General features: G+C 65.1%; 13 protein-coding genes. 8 read left to right on the top strand and 5 right to left on the bottom strand.

Annotated features, from left to right (window positions below; all coding sequences use genetic code 11):
- Nucleotides 1-202 precede the first annotated feature (202 nt).
- From DESPIG_RS06820 to DESPIG_RS06810, 3 genes are read right to left on the bottom strand one after another with little or no spacing between them, the layout of a single operon-like run.
- The gene (locus DESPIG_RS06820) at nt 203-1,426 is read right to left on the bottom strand and encodes a DNA polymerase IV (RefSeq protein WP_006006675.1); all 1,224 of its coding nucleotides are present in this window, start codon (nt 1,424-1,426) and stop codon (nt 203-205) included.
- A 44-nt stretch (nt 1,427-1,470) separates the two neighbouring features.
- Nucleotides 1,471-3,189: a cation:proton antiporter gene (locus DESPIG_RS06815; protein ID WP_006006673.1), complete on the bottom strand. Its 1,719-nt coding sequence runs from the start codon at nt 3,187-3,189 to the stop codon at nt 1,471-1,473.
- Entirely contained in the window at nt 3,186-3,608 is a 423-nt protein-coding gene (locus DESPIG_RS06810; protein WP_040369640.1) for a secondary thiamine-phosphate synthase enzyme YjbQ, read from the bottom strand. Before DESPIG_RS06810 ends, DESPIG_RS06815 begins: the two co-directional genes overlap by 4 nt.
- A gap of 169 nt (nt 3,609-3,777) precedes the next feature.
- On the opposite strand from DESPIG_RS06810, the gene sppA reads away from it, so the two are divergent.
- Nucleotides 3,778-4,869 (top strand): signal peptide peptidase SppA, encoded by a 1,092-nt coding sequence (sppA, locus tag DESPIG_RS06805; RefSeq protein WP_006006668.1) that lies wholly within the window; start codon nt 3,778-3,780, stop codon nt 4,867-4,869.
- A 188-nt stretch (nt 4,870-5,057) separates the two neighbouring features.
- Here the strand turns inward: sppA and DESPIG_RS06800 are convergent, their stop codons facing one another.
- Nucleotides 5,058-5,828, bottom strand: coding sequence for a TlyA family RNA methyltransferase (locus DESPIG_RS06800; RefSeq protein ID WP_006006665.1), 771 nt, complete (start codon nt 5,826-5,828; stop codon nt 5,058-5,060).
- A 481-nt stretch (nt 5,829-6,309) separates the two neighbouring features.
- Between DESPIG_RS06800 and rpmE the strand changes: the two genes are divergently transcribed.
- The 3 genes from rpmE to prfA all read left to right on the top strand — a co-directional run bounded on the left by rpmE (nt 6,310) and on the right by prfA (nt 8,744).
- Nucleotides 6,310-6,522: a 50S ribosomal protein L31 gene (rpmE, locus tag DESPIG_RS06795; RefSeq protein WP_040369638.1), complete on the top strand. Its 213-nt coding sequence runs from the start codon at nt 6,310-6,312 to the stop codon at nt 6,520-6,522.
- A gap of 129 nt (nt 6,523-6,651) precedes the next feature.
- A complete protein-coding gene (locus DESPIG_RS06790) occupies nt 6,652-7,638 on the top strand; it encodes a DUF1385 domain-containing protein (protein WP_006006660.1) in 987 nt (328 codons plus the stop codon).
- 35 nt (nt 7,639-7,673) lie between these two features.
- The gene (gene prfA / locus DESPIG_RS06785; RefSeq protein ID WP_006006658.1) at nt 7,674-8,744 is read left to right on the top strand and encodes a peptide chain release factor 1; all 1,071 of its coding nucleotides are present in this window, start codon (nt 7,674-7,676) and stop codon (nt 8,742-8,744) included.
- Nucleotides 8,745-8,871: 127 nt separating this feature from the next.
- On the opposite strand, the gene DESPIG_RS06780 is transcribed toward prfA, so the two are convergent.
- Nucleotides 8,872-9,198, bottom strand: coding sequence for a hypothetical protein (locus tag DESPIG_RS06780; protein ID WP_006006657.1), 327 nt, complete (start codon nt 9,196-9,198; stop codon nt 8,872-8,874).
- A gap of 299 nt (nt 9,199-9,497) precedes the next feature.
- Between DESPIG_RS06780 and truB the strand changes: the two genes are divergently transcribed.
- From truB to DESPIG_RS06760, 4 genes are all read left to right on the top strand, one after another.
- Complete coding sequence (truB, locus tag DESPIG_RS06775) at nt 9,498-10,424, top strand: tRNA pseudouridine(55) synthase TruB (protein ID WP_006006655.1); 927 nt, start codon at nt 9,498-9,500, stop codon at nt 10,422-10,424.
- Nucleotides 10,425-10,449: 25 nt separating this feature from the next.
- Nucleotides 10,450-10,719: a 30S ribosomal protein S15 gene (rpsO, locus tag DESPIG_RS06770; RefSeq protein ID WP_040369636.1), complete on the top strand. Its 270-nt coding sequence runs from the start codon at nt 10,450-10,452 to the stop codon at nt 10,717-10,719.
- Nucleotides 10,720-10,890: 171 nt separating this feature from the next.
- The gene (gene pnp / locus DESPIG_RS06765; RefSeq protein WP_006006651.1) at nt 10,891-13,143 is read left to right on the top strand and encodes a polyribonucleotide nucleotidyltransferase; all 2,253 of its coding nucleotides are present in this window, start codon (nt 10,891-10,893) and stop codon (nt 13,141-13,143) included.
- A 15-nt stretch (nt 13,144-13,158) separates the two neighbouring features.
- Nucleotides 13,159-14,148, top strand: coding sequence for a hypothetical protein (locus tag DESPIG_RS06760; RefSeq protein WP_006006649.1), 990 nt, complete (start codon nt 13,159-13,161; stop codon nt 14,146-14,148).
- Nucleotides 14,149-14,646 lie beyond the last annotated feature (498 nt).

Below are 14,646 nucleotides of genomic sequence, written 5' to 3'. Positions count from 1 at the left end.
ACACCCCAACCCCGAAAAAACTTTTATCCAGGTGCTGATGTCGGTCCCCGCCGTTGTCTGACAGGGCAGGCGGCTCCGTTATGGAGAACGCGCAAAACAATGACAGGCCGCCTCGTCAGGGGCGGCCTGTCATTGTTTTGCGCGCTGGGGAAGGGGAGGGGAGTTTGAGGGGAGGGGTTCCCCCTCCCCTCAAAACATCATCCTAATCATCATCGTCGTCTTCCCGCGGGCGGAACAGACGGCCGCGCTGGACGGCCTGTTTGCCGAATTTGTCCCGCAGATTGTCCAGAGCGGCGTCCAGACGGCGGCGCCGAGCCTCCTGCTCGGGGTCGCGGCCCCGGACGCCGCGGAACACGCCGGGCAGCAGCTCCTGCGTGGGGGCGCTGCCGAAGCCGGACACGCCCAGGCCGATGAGCCGCACCGGCTGGGGCAGGGCTTCGGCCTCCAGCAGGGCGGTGCCGGTCTCGTAGATGGTCTCGGTACTGTTCGTGGCTTCGGACAGGGTGCGGGAGCGGGTGATCTGGCGGAAATCCGCGAACTTGATCTTGAGGGTCACGGTGCGGCTGCGCAGGCCGTGACGGCGCAGCGAGGCCCCCACGCGCTCGGCATGGCCGAGGAGCATGGTCTTGAGGAATTCCCGGTCGCGGGTATCGCGGGCAAAGGTTGTCTCGGCGCTCTCGCTCTTGGCCTCGTGTTCGGGCACCACCGGCCGGGGGTCGATGCCCCGGGCCCGGGCGTGCAGTTCCCGTCCCCATTTGCCGAAACGCTGCTCCAGCAGCTCCGGGCTGTAGCGGCGCAGCTGCTCCACGCGGCGGATACCCAGGGCCTCCAGCTCGGCCACCATGCGTCTGCCCACACCGGGCAGACGGCGCACGTCCAGCCCGCCCAGGAAACCATCCACGTCTTCCGGGCGCAGGATGTAGATGCCGTCGGGCTTGTTGATGTCCGAACAGATCTTGGCCAGGAACTTGACCGGCGCCGCGCCCACGGAACAGGTCAGGCCGCCGGTGACCTCGCGCACCCGGGCCTTGATGGCCGGGATGAGCTGTTCCACAGGGCCGAACAGGCGTTCCAGGCCGGTGGCGTCCAGATAGGCCTCGTCGATGCTGGCCGGCTCCACCAGCGGGGAAAAGTCCTGCAGGGCGGCCATGATGCGGCCGGATATCTCCGCATAGCGGCGGCGGTTGCCGCGCACGAAGATAGCCTGCGGGCACAGACGATGGGCCGTGGCCATGGGCATGGCCGAATGCACGCCGAAGCGCCGCGCCTCATAGGACGCGGTGGAGACCACCCCGCGCGTCTCGCCGCCGATGATGACCGGCTTGCCGCGCCATTCCGGGTGATCCATCTGCTCCACGGAGGCGAAGAAGGCATCCATGTCCAGATGCAGGATGATGCGGGGGAAAGGATCAGGCAAAGACCGCATGGGGCATCCTTTGCCGGGCCGCCGGCAAGACGGCCCGGTGGCGATCAGCTTTTTTGCGTCGCGGGGCCTTCGTCGAAGACTTCGCGCACGCGTTCCAGTTCCGCTTCCAGACCGGTACGGCCTACGCCCAGATCATCCAGCAGGAAACGGGACATGCTCAGGGCCACCTCGCGTTCGCCGCTGAAGGCCCCCTCCACGCCCATGCCGCGCAGGCTGTCGGCCTCGCTGGCAAAGGGCGTGTTGACGAAGATGCGCAGATCAGGATTGATGGCACGGGCGATGGGCACCACTTCCCTGGCCGGGATGCCCGGGGCCGAGAGCAGCAGGGCCTGTGCCTGCTCCAGACCGGCTTCGCGCAGCACTTCGGCCTGGGTGGCGTCGCCATGGACGGCCGGACGACCCAGCCCGCGCAGGCGGCGGACCGTATCGATATTGGCCTCCACCACCACAGGCAGCATGCCGTGTGCCCGGGCGATGCGGCACAGGCTGCGGCCCACGGGGCCGAAGCCCACGACCACCACGCGCGGCAGGCCGTCGGCAGCGGTCTGCCCGTGCTCCATGCGGGGCAGGCGGGCGCCCAGGCCCAGGCGTTCCAGCAGACGGGTCAGGGCCCCCACACGCCGGAAGAGCAGCGGGTTGAGCGTGATGGAGAGCAGGGCCGCCGGGATGACGGCATTGCTGATGCTGCTGTCGAACAGGCCGAAGCTGACCCCCAGCGCTATGAGGATGAAGGTGAATTCGCCTATCTGCCCCAGCGAAAGCCCCACGGAAACGGCCAGACGCAGCGGTTTTCGGGCCACGAGGCAGACCAGGAAGGCCAGCAGGGGCTTGAGCAGCACGATGACGCCCAGGGCCATCAGGAAAAGGGGCCATTGTTCCAGCAGAGCGGCGGGGTCGAAGAGCATGCCCACGGACACGAAGAACAGCACCGCGAAGGCATCACGCAGGGGCAAGGCCTCGGCGGTGGCACGGGCGCTGAAATCGGACTGGCCTACCACCATGCCCGCCAAAAAGGCCCCGAAGGCCATGGACGCGTCGAAGAACAGGGCCGAGCCCACGGCTATGCCCAGGGCGAGCACGATGACCGCCAGCGTGAACAGGTCACGGGTGCCCGTGCGCGCCACATAGCCCAGCAGGGCGGGGATCAGGCGCTGTCCGGCCACGAGGGTGAAGACCGTGAGCGCGGCCAGCTTGAGCAGGGTCTTGCCCAGTATCCACCAGATGTTGCCTTCTCCGGCGCCCAGGACCACGGGCAGGAGCACCAGCAGCAGGATGGTGAACAGGTCTTCCACCACCAGCCAGCCCAGGGCCACATGGCCGGTAGGGGTGTGCAGCACATGGTTGTCGGCCAGGACGCGGGTGAGCACCACGGTGCTCGCCACGGAGACCGACATGCCGAAGACCGCGCCCGCCCAGAGGGAGAAGCCCCAGAACTGGAGCAGGAACATGCAGGACAGGGTCGTGAGCGTGATCTGCACGGCGGCCCCGCCCAGGGCGATGCCGCGCACGGCCAGCAGATCCTTGAGGTGAAAGTGCAGGCCCACGCCGAACATGAGCAGGATGATGCCGATCTCGGCCAGTTGCGAGGCCAGGCCCGCATCGGCCACGAAGCCCGGCGAATGCGGCCCCACCAGGATGCCCGCCAGCAAATAGCCTACCAGAGGCGACAAACGGAGCTTCTGGGTCACGAAGCCCAGGACGAGGGCGGCGCCCAGGCCTCCGGTGAGGGTCAGGATCAGGGAAATATCGTGCGGCATGCTCATGGGCGCGTGCTGTCCTCGCCGGGGAGCCACTGGGCCCAGAGCGTGCGCTGACGGGGACCGTCGCCTTCGCACAGATAGATGGACTGCCAGCGGCCCAGCTGCAACTGGCCGTCCTCCACGATGAGCATCAGGCTGGGGCCGTGCAGGGTGGTCTTGATGTGGGCGTCGCTGTTGCCTTCGGCATGGTCGAAGCCCGCGTCCTGCGGCACCATGGCGCTGAAAAAGCGCACCATGTCGCGGCGGACGTCGGGATCCGCCCCTTCATTGATGGTCAGGCCGCAGGTGGTGTGCGGCGAGAAGAGCAGCAGGGCACCGTTGCGGCGGCCCTGCTGGCGGCCGCGGGCCACCAGATCCCGGACCTGGGCGGTGATGTCGCGCATTTCGCAGCGGCTGCGCGTGGCCACGGACAATGTCTCCATGATGTCTCCTTGTCTTTCCCGAGGGATGGGCTTAGGGTCGGGACGCATTCCCCGCCTGCCGCACGGCACGCTCCGGTGCGTCGCGGGCGGCGCGTCCTTGGAGCCTGTCCCGCTGGGGACAGGGGCCGCGTTTTGCGGCCATCCCGGCATTTTTTACCCGAACACTCCCATGCAAATCAATGATCCCGAACGTACCCGGCAGGCTGCGCCCGAGCTGCGCCTGGCTGCTCCCGAAGCCGACGACTTCACGGAACATCCCCTGAGCATGAACGGCGAGGCCCCGGCCGGCAAAAGCGCCCGCGGCGGCAAGGGCGCCACGGCTGCGGCCCCCTCCTTTTCCTGCTCCGCGTCCTGCCCGCTTTCGCATGTGCCGCAAAAGGCCTGGCTGCATCTTTTCCGGGTGCCTTTCCGCAAACGTCATCCCGTCATTTTCTGGGGCCTGCTGATCCTGCTGCTGGGCGGCATCGCGGCCTTCATGGTCTCCCAGGCCACCGGTCTGGGCAGCGAGCGCATCGCCCTGGTGCGTGTGACCGGGCCCATCATGGACATCGATGCCCAGCTGCGCTGGATCGACAAGCTGGGCCGCATGCCCGGCGTCAAGGGCGTGCTGGTGCGCGTGGACTCCCCCGGCGGCGGTGCCGCCGCCTCGCAGGAACTGTATGAGGCCCTGGCCCGTCTGGGCAAGGACAAGCCCATCGCCGTCAGCATGGGCAGCACGGCGGCCTCCGGCGGCCTGATGGTCAGCATGGCGGGCAAGCGTGTTTTCGCCAATGCCTCCACCGTGACCGGCTCCATCGGCGTGCGCATGGACATCCCCCAGATCCGGGGCCTGCTGGACAAGCTGGGCCTTGGTCGCCAGACCCTGACCACCGCGCCCTACAAGGACGCCGGTTCCATGCTGGAACCGCTCACCGCGGACGAAAAGGCCTATTTCCAGGGCGTGCTCAAGGACATGCACGAGCAGTTCGTGGACATCGTGGCCCAGGGCCGTCATATGGATCGTACCCGCGCCGCGCGTCTGGCCACGGGCAAGATCTTTACCGGCCGTGAAGCCGTGGAGCTGGGCCTTGTGGACGAGCTGGGCGGCCAGCAGGCCGCGCACCGCTGGCTGGCCGATGTCTGCAAGGTGCCCGCGGACCGGCCCCTGCTGACGCCCCCCAGCGAAGACGAATGGTGGGAAAAAAGCCTCAAGACCTGGTTCGGCCTTGATGCCGATGCCCTGCTGGGCCGTGAGGCCCCGGCCTTCCTGTACAGCTTTTAGGGAAAACAGGACGGTGGCAAGGCATCGGAAAAGCTCTGCTGCCTGCCGACGATAGTCCGGTAAATATAAAAAGCCCTGCCTTCAACGAAGGCAGGGCTTTTTATCGTTTGTAGCGGTCGTCATGGAGCCTTTGATGCCAGAGGGCGCCCCTGCTTTCCCCCTCCCCTCAAAAAAACTCACCGTTCCGGTCAGGGCCGGGCGAAGAGGGCCATATATTCCTGGTTGCCCTTGGGACCCTTGATGGCGGCGGGCAGCACGCCCCGGCTCTCCAGGTGCAGGTTCTCGGTACAGAAGCGGACGATCTTGTCCACGGCGCGCTGGCGGGCGGCCTCGTCGCGCACCACGCCCTTGACGGTCTCGCCGGGGCCCAGTTCGAACTGGGGCTTGATGAGCACGGCGGCCAGGCCGCCGGACTTGAGCCAGGTCATGCAGGGCGGCAGGATGAGCGTCAGGGAGATGAAGGACACGTCGGCCACCACCAGATCCACGGGCTCGGGGATGAGCTCGGGCGCGGCGGCGCGCAGATTGACGCCTTCGAGGTTGATGACGCGCTCGTCGGCACGCAGCTTCTCGTGCAGCTGGTTCTTGCCCACGTCCACGGCGTAGACGCGCGTGGCGCCGTGCTGGAGCAGACAGTCCGTGAAGCCGCCGGTAGAGGCACCGGCATCCAGACAGACCATGCCGCTCACGTCGAGCTTGAAATTGTCCAGGATGGTCAGCAGTTTGTAGGCACCGCGACTGACGAAGCGCTCCTGCCCCAGCAGTTCGAAGACCGTGCCTTCGGGATAGGGGTGTCCGGGCTTGTCCACCTTTTGGGGCGGGGCGCCGGGGGGCAGTCCTTCGGAAGAAAGCGCCACTTTGCCGGCCATGATGAGACGGCGGGCCTGTTCACGGCTTTCGGCCAGGCCCTGCATGAAGACCAGTTGATCCGCGCGCTGGCGGGCGATTTTTGCACACATGGCCGCACTGTAGCCTGTCGGCCCGGCGCTGGCAACCGGGCCGGGACAGGGGACCGGAACACCTGTGCCGAGGCCGCTCCCGTGGAAGACTCAGAGGCCCCACGCGCGGGACCGGGACGCGTGCCCCCTTGCGGAGGGACTTGCCACCGTGGAGCCTGTCGGACACGACCGGAGCGGGATCTCTGTCCGTCCGGTGTGCGGTCATCGTGCCGTCGCCGCCCTCCTGTGCCCGGCCTGCCGGAGCACGGTCTTTGCCTGCCGTCGGCCGTCCGCGGCAAACGTCCCTGTCGTCGGGCCTCTGCCGTGACGGCGGCTCAGCCTTGCCCGGCGCGGGAAAAAACTCCGGGAAAACGTCCTTCCGCCGGGGCAGGGGACTTGCCAAAGCTGCGTTTATGGGCTATTGATTTGGGCCCTGATGCGCAAAAGCCGCGCAGAAGACGACTATTGACGGCATATGCCGTTGCCATACGAGGTAAGGATCATGAAGAAAGATATCCATCCCAAGGTGTTCAACGCCACCATTACCTGCGCTTGCGGTAATCAGGAACAGGTGCTCTCCACGAAGGGCGAAGAAGTGCACGTCGAAGTGTGCTCCGCCTGCCATCCCTTCTTCACCGGCAAGCAGCGCTTCCTGGATACGGCCGGCCGTATCGACCGCTTCCGCAAGAAGTACGCCAAATTTGAAAAGAAGTAGGCGCTGCCGCGCAAGCGGTGTGCTGCCCCGCGTCTGCTGGACGCGAACGTTATCCCACCTCTGGCGGAGGCGTTGGAATCTTTGGTTTCACGCTCCCGCCGGAGGCTTGGCGTTTTTTTGAGGGAGTCTATGCGCCTGTCCCGTCTTATTCCCCTGATGCTGACGGCCGGCTGCCCCACCGTGGGCGGACAGGCCGTCCTTGAAGGCGTCATGATGCGCAATGGTGACGCCTACGCGCTGGCCCTGCGCCGTCCCGACGGCGAGATCGTGGCCCGGCGCATGCCCTGGTTCTCGCTGACACGGCATCCCTGGCTGAAAAAGCCTTTCGTGCGCGGCTTTCCCGTGCTCATCGAGACCCTGGTCAACGGCATCAAGGCGCTCAACCGTTCCGCGGAACATCAGGCCGAAGGCACCGAGGAAGAGCTCAAGGGCTGGCATCTGGTGCTGACCCTGCTGCTTTCCCTGGCCATGGCCGTGGGCCTGTTCGTGGTCGTGCCGCACCTGCTGTCGCTGCTCATGCAGTGGCTGGATCTGGGCGGCGGGGTGGAAGGACTCACCTTCCATCTGTGGGACGGCCTGTTCAAGTGCCTGATCTTCATGGGCTATATCTGGGCCATCTCTTTCGTGCCCGATATCCGGCGCGTGTTCCAGTACCATGGCGCGGAGCACAAGGTCATCCATGCCTTCGAGGCCGGGGGCGACGTGGACGCCGCCACGGCGGCCCGCATGAGCCGTCTGCATCCCCGCTGCGGCACCACGTTCCTGCTGTTCGTCATCAGCATCTCCATCATCCTGCATGCGGTGCTGGTGCCCCTGCTGCTGTTCATCTACTGCCCGGAAGGGGCGGTGGCCAAGCAGGCATTGACCATCGTGTTCAAACTGCTGCTCATGGTGCCCATCAGCGCGCTGGCCTATGAGCTTATCCGTTACGCTGCCCGCATGCCTGACGGCTTCATGGCCACGCTGCTGCGGGCCCCCGGCCTGACCCTGCAGCGCATGACCACGGCCGAGCCCGACGAGCGCCAGCTCGATGTGGCGGTGGTGGCCCTGCGCGAAGCCCTGGGCGCCCAGGCGGGCGACAATATCATCACGGCTCCCTACCGGCGCGACGCCTAGTCGCTCCGGCGGGGCCATACATTTCTGGAGTTCGCATGTTTGCCAAGCTGGAAGGTCTTGAAAAAAAGTATATGGAGCTTGAACAGGCGCTTGCCCAGCCTGACGTCTACAACGACCAGGATCAGTACCGCAAGCTGACCAAGGCGCATGCGGACCTGCGCGACGTGGTGGAACTGTTCCGCCGTCATCGCAGCCTCACGCAGGAACTGGAAGAGAACAAGCAGCTCCTGCACGACAGCGATCCGGACATCAAGGCCATGGCGCAGGAAGAGATCGCCGCCGCCGAAGCCGAACTGCCCGAGCTGGAGCACAAGATCAAGGTGCTGCTGCTGCCCAAGGACCCGCTGGACGAAAAAAACACCATCCTTGAAATCCGCGCCGGTACCGGCGGTGAGGAAGCGGCCCTGTTCGCCGCCGACCTCTTCCGCATGTACACCCGCTATGCCGAAATCAAGGGCTGGAAGGTGGAGATCATGAGCGAATCCCCTTCCGACAGCGGCGGCTACAAGGAAATCATCTGCCTCATCTCCGGTGACCGCGTGTACAGCCACCTCAAGTTCGAGGCCGGTACCCACCGCGTGCAGCGCGTGCCCGCCACCGAGACCCAGGGCCGCATCCATACTTCCGCCGCCACCGTGGCCGTGATGCCCGAAGCCGAGGAAGTGGACGTGGAGATCCGCCCCGAAGACCTGCGCATCGATATTTACCGCGCTTCCGGTGCCGGTGGCCAGCACGTCAACAAGACCGAGTCCGCCGTGCGCATCACCCACATCCCCACCGGTACCGTGGTGACCTGCCAGGACGAACGTTCGCAGCACAAGAACAAGGCCCGCGCCATGAAGGTGCTGGCCTCCCGTATCCTGGCCGCCGAGCGCGAGCGCCAGAACAGCGAGCTTTCCGCCGACCGCAAGGCCCAGGTGGGCTCTGGTGACCGCTCCGAGCGCATCCGTACCTACAACTTCCCCCAGGGCCGCTGCACGGACCACCGCATCAACCTGACCCTGTACTCTCTGGACCGCATCATGGAAGGCGAAGTGGAGCCCCTGTTCGAGGCTCTGGCCACCGCCGCCCAGACCGAGGCCCTCAAGGCTGAGGCCGAAGCCTAGGCCCGCAGACTTTTCCGAAAAGAGCGACGGCCCGTCGGATGTTTTCCGGCGGGCCGTCGCTGTTAAAGACAGTGCCTGTGCGGGCTGCCCGGCGCAGGGCTGCCCGGGCCTGCTGCGGATATCCTGTCTAGCGGCAGAAGAACGTGGTGTCGCGGGCATATCTCCCGTAGCCGTGGGGCCGTGTCATGTCCCAGGCCGTGATGGCCGCGACCAGCAGGACCGCTGCCACCAGCAGGGGGACGACCAGCGAGCGCATGCCCAGATAATGGCGCAGGGGCTTGCTGTTGATGCCCATGTGCAGCAGGGCCGCTCCCATGAAAGCCACGCCGAAATATTTGTGCAGATGCATGACGGTGCGCGAATCGAGGTGGAGCAAGATCAGCCCTCCGGTCAGGATGAGCACGGCGGAAGTGATGAGAAGGGCGATGCTGACTATCTGTCTGTAGTTGTTCATGGTCTGCTCCCATACTGGCTTGGATGCCGGATGCTACATCAATGCGGGTGGCGGGTACAGGCTTTCAGGCGGGCTGAGTGGGCACAGACCTGTCGGGCCGGCGGCCGTATGGGGGCTCGTAGGGGCGCGGCAAGGAGGGCAGGGTCAGACAGCCTTTCCCGGGCAGGCGTACCGCCGCTGCCGTGCGGCCGGGTCTCCACAAATCGCTTGACCTTTGGCCCGCAACAGGCTATTGCCTGCCGCCATATGCCTGCGCTTTTGACTTCATGCCGCAGGCTTGCTATCATTATTTGTTGCGTATGACCGAACAGACTTCCACCGCCGCACGCAAACCGGCGCCGCTGCCCCAGCTGGACGGCGTCCTGGTGCTCAACAAGCCTTCCGGCCCCACGTCGGCCCGCTGCCTCTCGGCGCTCAAGCGCCTGGGCCAGCGCAAGATCGGCCACGCGGGCACCCTGGATCCCATGGCTTCCGGCGTGCTGCTGGTGCTGCTGGGACAGGGCACCAAGATCGCCTCGCACCTGCTGGCCGACGGCGGCAAGGTCTACAGCGGTCAGCTGCGCCTGGGCCTCACCACCGATACCTGGGACATCCAGGGCGAGGTGCTGACGGAATCCCCGTGGCAGCAGGTGACCGAAGCCGATGTGCGCGCCGAAGTGGCCCACTGGCTGACCCTGCACGAGCAGGAAGTGCCCGCCTATTCCGCGGCCAAGCACGAGGGCCAGTCCCTGTACAAGCTGGCGCGCAAGGGCAAGGAAGTGCCCAAAAAGGTCAAAAGCATGGAAATTTCGCAAGCGGACGTGCTCGAGGTCGAGCTGCCGTTTGTACGCTTTCGGGTCGCATGCAGTTCCGGCACCTATATACGCTCCCTGGCCCACAGCTTGGGGATGCGACTGGGATGCGGAGCCGTGCTCACGGAACTGACCCGGGAGTACAGTCACCCCTTCGGTCTCGAAGTGGCCTGCGGACTGGACGAACTGTCGGCCGATCCGGGCCTGCTGGTAAAGCATCTGCGCCCCCTTGCCGAGGCGCTGCCCCACTGGCCGGTGCTGGAGCTGGACGAAGCCGCTGAGGCCCGCATCCGTAACGGCATGGCCATCCCCTGCCGCGACGATGTGGGCGACAAGGCGCTTTTGCAGCGTCAGGGCATGCCCCTGGCTCTGGCCCGTCGTTCCGAAACGCCCCAGGGGCCCTGCTGGACCGTGCTGAGGGGCCTCTGGAATTAACTTACATCCGTAAAGGAGAACTGCTGTGGCTATGGACGCTGAACAGAAGAAAGTGGTTATCGACGCTCACGCCAAACACGAAGGCGACACCGGCTCCCCGGAAGTGCAGGTGGCCCTGCTGACCGCCCGCATCGAAGGTCTGACCGGTCACTTCAAGGTGCACAAGAAGGACTTCCACTCCCGCACCGGTCTGCTGAAGCTGGTTGGCCAGCGCCGTAAGCTGCTGAACTACCTGAAGAAGAAGGACATTCAGCGTTACCGTGCGCTGATCGCCAAGCTCGGCCTGCGCAAGTAATTACGATGGTTTGAGAGGGGGGGCCAAGCCCCCCCTTTTTGCAATCTCGCCTCACGACAACATTTAGCAGGAAGGGGGGTCCGGGAAGACCGGGCAGCACCCGTGGCCCAAGGCCGCACAGCGGGGCGCTGTTGCCCGCTTTTGCCGGAATCCCCTTCATACGAGGTCCACATGAACCAGGATATCTTCAATCCTACCCGCGTCACGGCCACCGTGGGCGGCAAGGAAATCATTTTCGAGACCGGCCGTCTGGCCAACCAGGCCCACGGCGCCGTTTGGGTGCAGTGCGGCGGTACGGTGGTGCTGGTGACCGTCTGCTCCCAGCCTCTGGAGTTCGACAAGGGCTTCTTCCCCCTCACCGTGGAATATTCCGAAAAGATGTACGCCGCCGGCCGTATCCCCGGCAGCTTCTTCCGCCGCGAGATCGGCCGTCCCTCCGAGCGTGAGACCCTGGTCTCCCGCCTCATCGACCGTCCCATCCGTCCCCTGTTCCCCAAGGGCCTGAACGAAGATGTGCAGGTGCTGGCCAGCGTCATCTCCGCCGACCAGGAGAACGAGTCCGACGTGCTGGCCCTGACCGGCGCTTCCGCCGCCGTCATGCTCTCGCCCCTGCCGTTCGAAGGCCCCGTGGCCGGTGGCCGCATCGGCCGCATCGACGGCCAGTTCGTGCTCAACCCCACCTTTGAGGAGCAGGAGCGCAGCGACCTGAACATCGTGTTCGCCGCTTCCCGCGATGCCCTGACCATGGTGGAAGGCGAAGCCACCTTCGTGCCCGAAGACGTCATCATCGACGCTCTGGAATGGGGCCGCAAGGAGATCCAGCCGCTCATCGACGCCCAGCTCAAGCTGCGCGAACTGGCCGGCAAGGAAAAGATGCCCTTCACTCCCCATCAGGACGATCCGGTGCTGGTGGCCCGCGTGCAGGAACTGGCCCGCGAAGCCGGCATCGAAGAAGCCCTGCGCGTGCCCGAGAAGCTGGCCCGCAAGGACGCCCGCAAGGCCGTCAAGGACAAGGTCATGGAAGCCCTGCTCAATGACCCCGCCTGGGCCGAGAGCGAAGCCCTGAAGGAAGTGGGCGAGATCATCGGCGACCTGGAAAAGAAGATCATGCGTGCCCGCATCGTCAACGAAGGCGTGCGCATCGACGGCCGCGACACCAAGACCGTGCGCCCCATCCAGATCCAGACCAGCGTGCTGCCCCGCGCCCACGGCTCCGCCATCTTCCGCCGCGGCGAGACCAAGTCCCTGGTGGTGACCACCCTGGGCTCCTCCACCGATGAACAGCGCATGGGCAGCCTGAGCGGCGACGTGACCAAGCGCTTCATGCTGCATTACAACTTCCCGCCCTTCAGCGTGGGCGAAGTGAAGCCCGTGCGCGTTTCCCGTCGCGAGATCGGCCACGGCGCCCTGGCCGAGAAGTCCCTGCGTCCTGTCATGCCGGCCGACGCCGACTTCCCCTTCACCGTGCGCGTGGTCTCCGAGACCGTGGAATCCAACGGCTCCTCTTCCATGGCTGCCGTGTGCGGCGGCTGCCTCTCCCTCATGGATGCCGGTATCCCCATCAGCGCCCCGGTGGCCGGTGTGGCCATGGGCCTGATCAAGGAAGGCGACAAGTTCATCGTGCTCACCGACATCCTGGGCGATGAAGACGCCCTGGGCGACATGGACTTCAAGATCGCCGGTACCGCGGAAGGCGTCACCGGCGTGCAGATGGACATCAAGATCACCGGCCTGACCACCGACATCATGCGCCAGGCCATGCAGCAGGCCCACGAAGGCCGCCTGCACATCCTGGCCGAGATGGCCAAGGCCCTGCCCGAGCCGCGCAAGGAACTGTCGCGCTACGCTCCCCAGCATGCCGAGATCTTCGTCAATCCCGACATCATCCGTCTGATCATCGGCCCCGGCGGCAAGAACATCAAGGCCATCACCACCGCCACCGGCGCTTCCGTGGACATCGAAGATTCCGGCCGCGTGTCCATCTTCGCCCCCACGGCCGACGCCCTGGAAAAGGCCCGCGAGATGGTCACCTACTATGACCAGCGTCCCGAACTGGGCAAGAACTACACCGCCAAGGTCAAGAAGATCATGGAGATCGGTGCCATCGTCGAAGTGCTGCCCAACGTGGAAGCCCTGGTGCATGTCTCCCAGCTGGACGTGAACCGCGTGGAACAGCCCGGTGATGTGGCCCGTCTGGGCGAAGACATGGTGGTCAAGGTCATCGAGATCAACGGTGACCGCATCCGCGCCAGCCGCAAGGCTGTGCTGCTGGAAGAACAGGGCCATCCCTGGAACCCCGAAGAGACCGCCCGTCCCCAGCGCGATCGCGGTGACCGCGGCAATCGTGGTGACCGTGGCGATCGTGGCGGCCGTCGTGAACGCGGCGACCGTGGCGACCGTGGCGGCAGGGGCGACCGTCGTTAATCGGAGGCACGAGCCATGACCAAGAAGAGCAAGGCCGAACAGGTCGAAGAAAAAGTGCAGGACGCTGCTCCCGCTGCCGAACAGGCGGAACAGATGGAAGGCGCCGACGCTGCCCGTCAGCCCTCGGAAGAAGAGCTGAAGGTCATGCTGCGCGGCGAGAACCGCCAGCATGACGAGGCCCTGGGCGATGCCTGGGCCGTGCTGCTGGGCCAGAACCCCATGGCCGTCATGCCGCAGGTGGTGGGCACGGTGCTGCACGATGGCGGCACCCGTCCTGCCTGGCAGTGGACGCGCAGCGGCAAGGAATACGTGCTCATGGCCTGGCCCAAGGACCAGCCGTCGCGTGCCGCCGTGCTCATGCAGGCTGACGAAGGGGAAAAGTTCAAGCCCCTGTCCGCCGTGCCTTTCCTGGAAGGCCTGCCCAATGACCTGACCGTGGAAGACATCCACCCCTGGAGCCAGGGGGGCGGTGCCAACGTGGCCGTGAGCATGATCGAGGGCAAGAACCCCATGTGGTTCTATGACCCCCTGTACCTGCGCGACAAGGACGACCTGACCCCCGGCGTCACGCAGAGCTTCCTGCTGTCCGGTCTGGCCATCGCCCTGCGCAAGGCCCTGCTGGATGACGTGAACATCACCCAGGGCCCCCAGTACGAAGCCTGGGCCGCCCAGTGGCTGGCCGAGAACCCCGGCAAGACCCGCCTGGACGTGCCGCCCCTGAAGATCTCCATGGCCGGCCGTCAGCTCATCATGCCCGGTCGCCGCTTTGCCGAGTACCAGGTGCGCACCAAGGTGGAGCGCGTGGACGACGTGAAGCTGGAAAAGATGGACATCAAGGTCCTGTACGTGCGCTTCCCCTTCGACCAGCGCCCGGACATGGTGTTGCCCATCTACGCCAGCAAGATGGTCCTGCGGGATTACGAGCCCCAGGTGGGCGACGAAGTGGACGCCTATGTCTGGCTGCAGGGCCGTATCATCGACATGGATGAAAGCCCCGCGCAATAGATCCCGCGTCTCAGTGATTGATGAAGGCGCCCTGCTGCAAGGCAGGGCGCCTTTTTTGTGTGGTCGCAAGTGTCTTGATATGCTGTGATATCATCAAAAAAATCCATATATTCCATTGATCCTGGAATGCTTCATAAGTCCGGATGCACTGGGAGGGCATGAGAGGAATATGCAGATCCGGCCGTGGGGGCTGTCCACAGCGGCAGGATACGGGCTTGTCTGCGGCGGCAAAGGGACATTATGGCTGTGGCCGCGCGTCCCGGATCGTCGGAAGGGGCTCCTTCCGTACTCTTCGGCTTTTGACGACGGGGCTTCTGCTGTTTGCAGAAGACTGGCTTTTATGTCGTATCATGATGTTTTTATTTGGTTTATCTGACTGCAAACGAATCGTATAAAAAATGTCATGAAGTGCTTTACTTTTTCTGGGGGAAGCAGTACTGTCACAAACAGCTGGTTGAAAAACAGAGCTGCACGACGCGGAAGCGCCTTTTTGACGGT

The sequence above is a fragment of the Desulfovibrio piger ATCC 29098 genome, assembly GCF_000156375.1.
GTDB lineage: Bacteria > Desulfobacterota > Desulfovibrionia > Desulfovibrionales > Desulfovibrionaceae > Desulfovibrio > Desulfovibrio piger.
The sequence above is the reverse complement of the archived record's forward strand: the minus strand, read 5'-3'. Positions and strand labels throughout refer to the sequence as shown.